General features: G+C 67.3%; 7 protein-coding genes and 1 pseudogene. All 8 read right to left on the bottom strand.

Annotated features, from left to right (window positions below; all coding sequences use genetic code 11):
- A partial coding sequence (locus tag ACLJPE_RS23055) for a cytochrome c-type biogenesis protein CcmH (protein WP_182408332.1) occupies nt 1–813 on the bottom strand: 813 nt, incomplete at its 3' end.
- Nucleotides 810–1,367 (bottom strand): thiol:disulfide interchange protein DsbE, encoded by a 558-nt coding sequence (gene dsbE / locus ACLJPE_RS23050; RefSeq protein WP_000828299.1) that lies wholly within the window; start codon nt 1,365–1,367, stop codon nt 810–812. The genes dsbE and ACLJPE_RS23055, both read right to left, overlap by 4 nt.
- Nucleotides 1,364–3,295 (bottom strand): heme lyase CcmF/NrfE family subunit, encoded by a 1,932-nt coding sequence (locus ACLJPE_RS23045; RefSeq protein ID WP_039514268.1) that lies wholly within the window; start codon nt 3,293–3,295, stop codon nt 1,364–1,366. Before ACLJPE_RS23045 ends, dsbE begins: the two co-directional genes overlap by 4 nt.
- Nucleotides 3,292–3,771 (bottom strand): cytochrome c maturation protein CcmE, encoded by a 480-nt coding sequence (gene ccmE / locus ACLJPE_RS23040; RefSeq protein WP_001053619.1) that lies wholly within the window; start codon nt 3,769–3,771, stop codon nt 3,292–3,294. The genes ACLJPE_RS23045 and ccmE overlap by 4 nt, the downstream gene beginning before the upstream one ends.
- On the bottom strand, nt 3,768–3,980 hold the full coding sequence (gene ccmD, locus ACLJPE_RS23035) for a heme exporter protein CcmD (protein ID WP_039514271.1): 213 nt from the start codon (nt 3,978–3,980) through the stop codon (nt 3,768–3,770). The genes ccmE and ccmD overlap by 4 nt, the downstream gene beginning before the upstream one ends.
- Nucleotides 3,977–4,714 carry a heme ABC transporter permease gene (locus tag ACLJPE_RS23030; RefSeq protein WP_023233396.1) on the bottom strand — a complete coding sequence of 246 codons (738 nt, stop codon included), beginning with the start codon at nt 4,712–4,714 and terminating at the stop codon, nt 3,977–3,979. Before ACLJPE_RS23030 ends, ccmD begins: the two co-directional genes overlap by 4 nt.
- A 51-nt stretch (nt 4,715–4,765) precedes the next feature.
- A complete protein-coding gene (gene ccmB / locus ACLJPE_RS23025) occupies nt 4,766–5,425 on the bottom strand; it encodes a heme exporter protein CcmB (protein WP_000990033.1) in 660 nt (219 codons plus the stop codon).
- Nucleotides 5,422–5,586 (bottom strand): annotated as a pseudogene (locus ACLJPE_RS23020) (hypothetical protein); the annotation flags it as partial. The gene ccmB and the pseudogene ACLJPE_RS23020, both read right to left, overlap by 4 nt.

Below are 5,586 nucleotides of genomic sequence, written 5' to 3'. Positions count from 1 at the left end.
CGTCAGCGCCTCCGCGTAGCCCAGCGCCGCATCGCTGTTTTCCGGGTCCAGGCGGCAGGCGTTCGCATACGCCCCGGTGGCGGTACCGGCATTACCCAGTACCATACCGATGCGCCCCAGCATGAGCCAGCCCTCAACATTGCCGGCATCATTCTGCAGGCGGGTACGCAGCCCCAGCGCCAGCCGCGCCATCTCCTCTTCATTCAGCGGCTGCGCCTGCGGGTCCAGCGCCCGCGCCAGCAGCCCGGGCGTCTGCGCCGTCGCCTGCTGCCAGGCCCTGACCTGCTGATAGCTGCCGGTCTGTGAGTAACTGATGGCGGCCACGACCAGCGCCATAACCACGCCCGGAAGATACACCCCCACCCCTGCGCGTGGTCCCGCCGCAGGAATGGCGTCAGCCAGGACGTCCTGTCTGATACGCACCCGCCGGCGCGTGCGGGCAACGATTATCCACCCGCCCGCCACGATGGCGGCCAGCGGCAGCACCCACAGCAGCACCGTCAGCGGGGTCAGCGGCGGGTCGTAGGTGACGAAGTTGCCGTAGCGCGCCACCATGTAATCGATGATTTCCTGGCGGCTCTTTCCCTCCTGCATCAGATCATACACCCTGCGGCGCATGTCGGTGGCTATCATCGCGTTCGAGTCCGCAATGCTGTTGTTCTGGCATTTCGGGCAGCGCAGCTGCTCCGTGAGCTGGCGGAACTGCTGCTCCTGTGCTTCATCTTTAAACGGCATCACGTCGGTGGTCGCCCGCGCTGACCCGGCGATAACCAGCACCAGCATCAGCATCACCATGCCCGGTAACAGTCTCATTGCGCCGCCTCCCGGCTGTATCTGTCCCACAGCGGTTTCAGTTCACTTTCCCATACCCGGGCATTCAAATCGCCCGCATGGCGGTAGCGGATAATCCCCCTGCCGTCGATGAGGAAGGTTTCCGGCGCGCCGTACACGCCCAGGTCCAGCCCCAGCATCCCGTCGCTGTCCGATAAACTCAGCGCATACGGGTTACCCAGTTCTTTTAACCAGGCCACCGCCTTCGCCCGGTCGTCCTTATAGTTCAGCCCGACCACCCGGATACCCTGCGCGGCCAGCCGGTTCAGGTACTGATGCTCGGCGCGGCAGGTCGGGCACCAGGTGGCCCAGACGTTAAGCAGCACCGGTTTCCCCTGCGTCAGCACCTCCGCCTGGTAGTACTGACCCGGCGTCTCCAGCGATTCCAGGCGAAACGCCGGCACCGGCTTTCCGGTCAGTGCCGATTCGAGATTCGTCGGGTCATCGCCCTGCGCGTTGCGCGCCAGCTGCCACAGCAGCGCCGCGGCAATCAGCAGAAAAATCAGCAGCGGTAATAACAGTACGTTGCGTTTCATCCGGCCTCCGGCAATGGTTTACGGCGGCGGTAGCGCGGGTCCGCCAGGCACAGCAGCCCGCCCAGCGCCATCAGCAGCCCCCCGGCCCATATCCAGCGGACAAACGGTTTGTAATACAGGCGCACGGCCCACGCGCCGTTGTCCAGCTCCTCCCCGAGCGCGGCGTACAGGTCGCGGGTCAGCCCGCCGTCAATCGCCGCCTCGGTCATCACCATCCGGCTGGTGTTGTAGAGCCGTTTCTCCGCGTGCAGCACCGCCTCCGGCTCGCCGTGGCGCGTCACCCCGATGAGGGCCACCCCGCCGCGGTAGTTGGGGCCGGTGATGTCCCGCACCTCCCGGAAGGTGAAGCGGTAGTCGTGAATGGTCACGCTGTCGCCCGCCCGCATCCGCACGTCACGCTCCACGCTGTAATTCTGGCTGAAGGCGATACCGGTAATCGTCACCGCCAGCCCGAGGTGCGCCGCCACCATCCCCAGGTAGCTGAGGGAAATCCTGGCGCCGCGGGACACGCGCTGTACGGCTTCGGCCACCGCCAGCACCGCAATCCAGCAGGCCATCGCCATCCCCACCGCCGTCATGGCGATGATTTTATCTTCCAGCAGCCATGGCAAAAGTACCGACAGCACCAGGGTGGAGACCAGGGCGGTGAGCAGCAGTTTCCTGATGTTACGCGGCCGGTCCCGGCCCCAGCGCACCAGCGGCCCCACCCCCAGCAGCAGGGCAAAGGGGACCATCAGCCAGGTGAACATGGTGTTAAAGAACGGCTCCCCCACCGAAATGCTGCCCAGCCCCAGCTGTTTGTGCACCAGCGGCAGCAGGGTGCCCAGCAGCACCACCAGCATGGCGGCCATCAGCAGGACGTTGTTGCCGAGCAGCAGCGACTCGCGCGACCACAGCGCGTTGTTCACCCGCGAACGCACCCTGTGCCCGCGCACGGCGAACAGCAGCAGCGAGCCGCCGGTGACCAGCACCATAAAGGCGAGGATAAACATTCCGCGCGCCGGGTCGGAGGCGAAGGCGTGCACCGACACCAGCACCCCGGAGCGCACCAGGAAGGTGCCCAGCAGGCACAGCGAGAAGGCGCAGATGGACAGCAGCAGCGTCCACGCCTTAAAGCCGGCGCGCTGTTCCGTGACCGCCAGCGAGTGCAGCAGGGCGGTGCCCGCCAGCCACGGCATAAAGGAGGCGTTCTCCACCGGGTCCCAGAACCACCAGCCGCCCCAGCCCAGCTCGTAGTAGGCCCACGCCGAGCCGAGCACGATGCCCAGCGTCAGGAACACCCACGCCGCCAGCGTCCACGGGCGGGCAAAACGGGCGAACGCGCTGTCCAGACGCCCGCTCAGCAGCGCGGCGATGGCGAAGGCGAAGGCCACCGAGAAGCCGACATAGCCCATGTACAGCAGCGGCGGGTGGAAAATCAGCCCCGGGTCCTGCAGCAGCGGGTTCAGGTCGCGCCCCTCCACCGGAAAGGCCGGCAGCGTGCGGGCGAACGGGCCGGAGGTGAACAGGATGAACACCAGAAAACCGGCGCAGACCATCCCCATCACCGCCAGCACCCGGGCGACGATATCCGCCGGCACCCGCCGGCTGAACACCGCCACCGCCAGGGTCCAGCCGCTCATCAGCAGCACCCACAGCAGCAGCGAGCCCTCGTGCGCTCCCCAGGTGGCGGCCACCCGGTACCACACCGGCAGCTGCGTGTTCGAGTTGCCGGCGACATAGGCCACGGTGAAGTCGTTAACCACAAAGGCGTGCACCAGCACGAAAAACGCGCCCGCCACGCAGATAAACAGCAGCCAGGCGAACACCCCGGCCGACGCCATCATCCGCGCGTCGCCGCGCGCCACGCCCCACAGCGGGTAAACGGACAGCAGCAGCGCCACGCCGAGCGCCAGGCACAGCAGCGCGTGGCCGTATTCAGGCATCATGATGAGGTGTCCTTATCAGCGCGTTGCGGGCGGCGGTGGTTTTCCTGCATCGCCTTTTCCACTTCCGGCGGGGTGTAGTTCTCGTCATGCTTGGCCAGCACCTCCTGCGCCAGGACGTGGTTGCCCTTCTCCAGGGTGCCCTGCACCACCACCCCCTGCCCCTCGCGGAACAGGTCCGGCAGTATCCCCTCATAGCTCACCGTCACCGACCCTTCGGCATCGTAGAGGCTGAAGTTCACCTTCAGCGAGTCCGGGTCGCGCCTGACGCTGCCGGGCATCACCATCCCGCCGACGCGCAGGCGCTGGCCCGCCGCCGGCAGCTGCTGCGTCTCGCGCTTGCCGTAGAGGATTTCGCCGGGGGTATAGAACAGGTCGATATTCGCGCGCAGCGCGTACAGGACCAGGGCGGTGGTCAGCCCCAGGCCCGCCAGCACCGCGCAGACCACCCATAGCCGGTTTTTACGTCGCAGGTTCACGCCGCCTCCTGTTGCGCCTGTGCGGCACGCATCCGCGCCTCGCGCGCCTGCTGCTGCGCCACGCCGCGCAGAATGGCCCGGCGCTGCAGCACCGTGTGCAGCGCCAGCAGCACCAGCGGCGCCACGGTCATCGCCACCGCCAGCCAGACAAAAAAGGCGTACCCGCCCATGGCGAAAAAATCGCTCCACGATGAAAATGCCGGACTCACCGGTGCCCCCTTTTCAGTATCAGTTCGCTCACCCACGGGCGGCGTTTTTCCATCAGTAAAATCAGGTTGCGCATCCGCATCAGCGCCAGCGTCATAAAGAGCAGCAGGAAGCCGGCGATGGCCCAGCGCAGCGGCGAGCGCATCGCCGGGTCGATACTCTGCTGCATCTGCGTCGAGCCCTGGTGCAGGGTGTTCCACCACTCGACGGAATAGTGGATAACCGGCAGGTTCACCACGCCGACCAGCACCAGAATGCCCGCCGCGCGCCCGGCCATTTTACGGTCGTCAAAGGCGTGCCACAGGGCGATGACCCCGGCGTAGAGAAACAGCAGCACCAGCTCCGAGGTCAGGCGCGCGTCCCACACCCACCAGGTGCCCCACATCGGTTTGCCCCACGCCGCGCCGGTGACCAGCGCGATGAAGGTGTACACCGCCCCCACCGGCGCCATCGCCGCGACGGCAAGGCTGGCCATTTTCATCTGCCAGACCAGCCCGGTAAACGCCGCCACCGCCATCGCCGCATAGATACCCATTGACCAGATGGCCGCCGGGACATGCAGGTACATAATGCGGTAGCCCTCCCCCTGCTGGTAGTCCGCCGGGGCGAAACCAAAGCCCCGGACCCAGCCGGTGGCCAGCGCGATGATGCCGGCCGCCGCCAGCCACGGCACGAGCCTGCCGCAAATCTGATACAGCCGGGGCGGCGCCGCCAGCTGATGAAGGGTTTTCCACATAGTCGTCACCTGACCTCCTGAAACCAGTAAAATGTCCGTCGCGCCGGGGCGCTACTGCACGCTGAGGCGCAGCGCCGCCGCGGTGGCGAACGGGCTTAACGTCGCGCTGCCCGCCAGCAGCGCCCCCAGCACCGCCAGATAGCCGTCAGCGGGTAAATGCATCGATGCCGCGTCCATCGCCGCGGCGGCGAAAATCAGCACCGGGACACTCAGCGGCAGCACCAGAATGCCCAGCAGGACGCCGCCGCGCCGCAGGCCGGCCGTCAGCCCGACGCCCGGCGCGGCGAGAAACCCCAGCGCCGGCGTGCCGAGCAGCAGCGTCAGCGCCATGATTTTCCAGCCGTACACGTCCATCCCCAGCAGCAGCGCCACCAGCGGGGAGAGCATAATCAGCGGCAGGCCGGTCACCGCCCAGTGGGCCAGCACCTTCGCCAGCACCACCGCCGGCAGCGGCACCGGCAACAGCATCAGCTGCTCCAGGCTGCCGTCCTGCAGGTCGTCGCGAAACAGCCGCTCCAGCGCCAGCAGCGAGGCCAGCAGCGCCGCCACCTGGATGATGCCCGGCGCGATACGCGCCAGCAGCTGCGGCTGTGGCCCGACGCTTAACGGAAACAGGGTGATGACCATCAGGAAGAACCACAGCGGGCCGGCGATGTCCGCGCCGTGGCGGAACGCCACGCGCAGCTCGAGACAGAAGACACGCCACATCACAGCCCTGCCCCCCCGCCGGTCAGCGCCAGGCGGCGGACGGTGTCCGCGGCCCCCGGCAGCGGCTGGTGGGTGGTGAGAATGACCATCCCGCCCTGCGCCGTGTGCGCCGCCATCCGCCGGGTGAGGCGCGCCACGCCGTTAACGTCAATGGCGGTGAACGG

Source organism: Salmonella sp. SAL04196 (assembly GCF_046550835.1).
GTDB classification, from domain to species: Bacteria; Pseudomonadota; Gammaproteobacteria; order Enterobacterales; family Enterobacteriaceae; genus Salmonella; species Salmonella enterica.
This window is presented reverse-complemented; position numbering and strand designations above follow the sequence as displayed.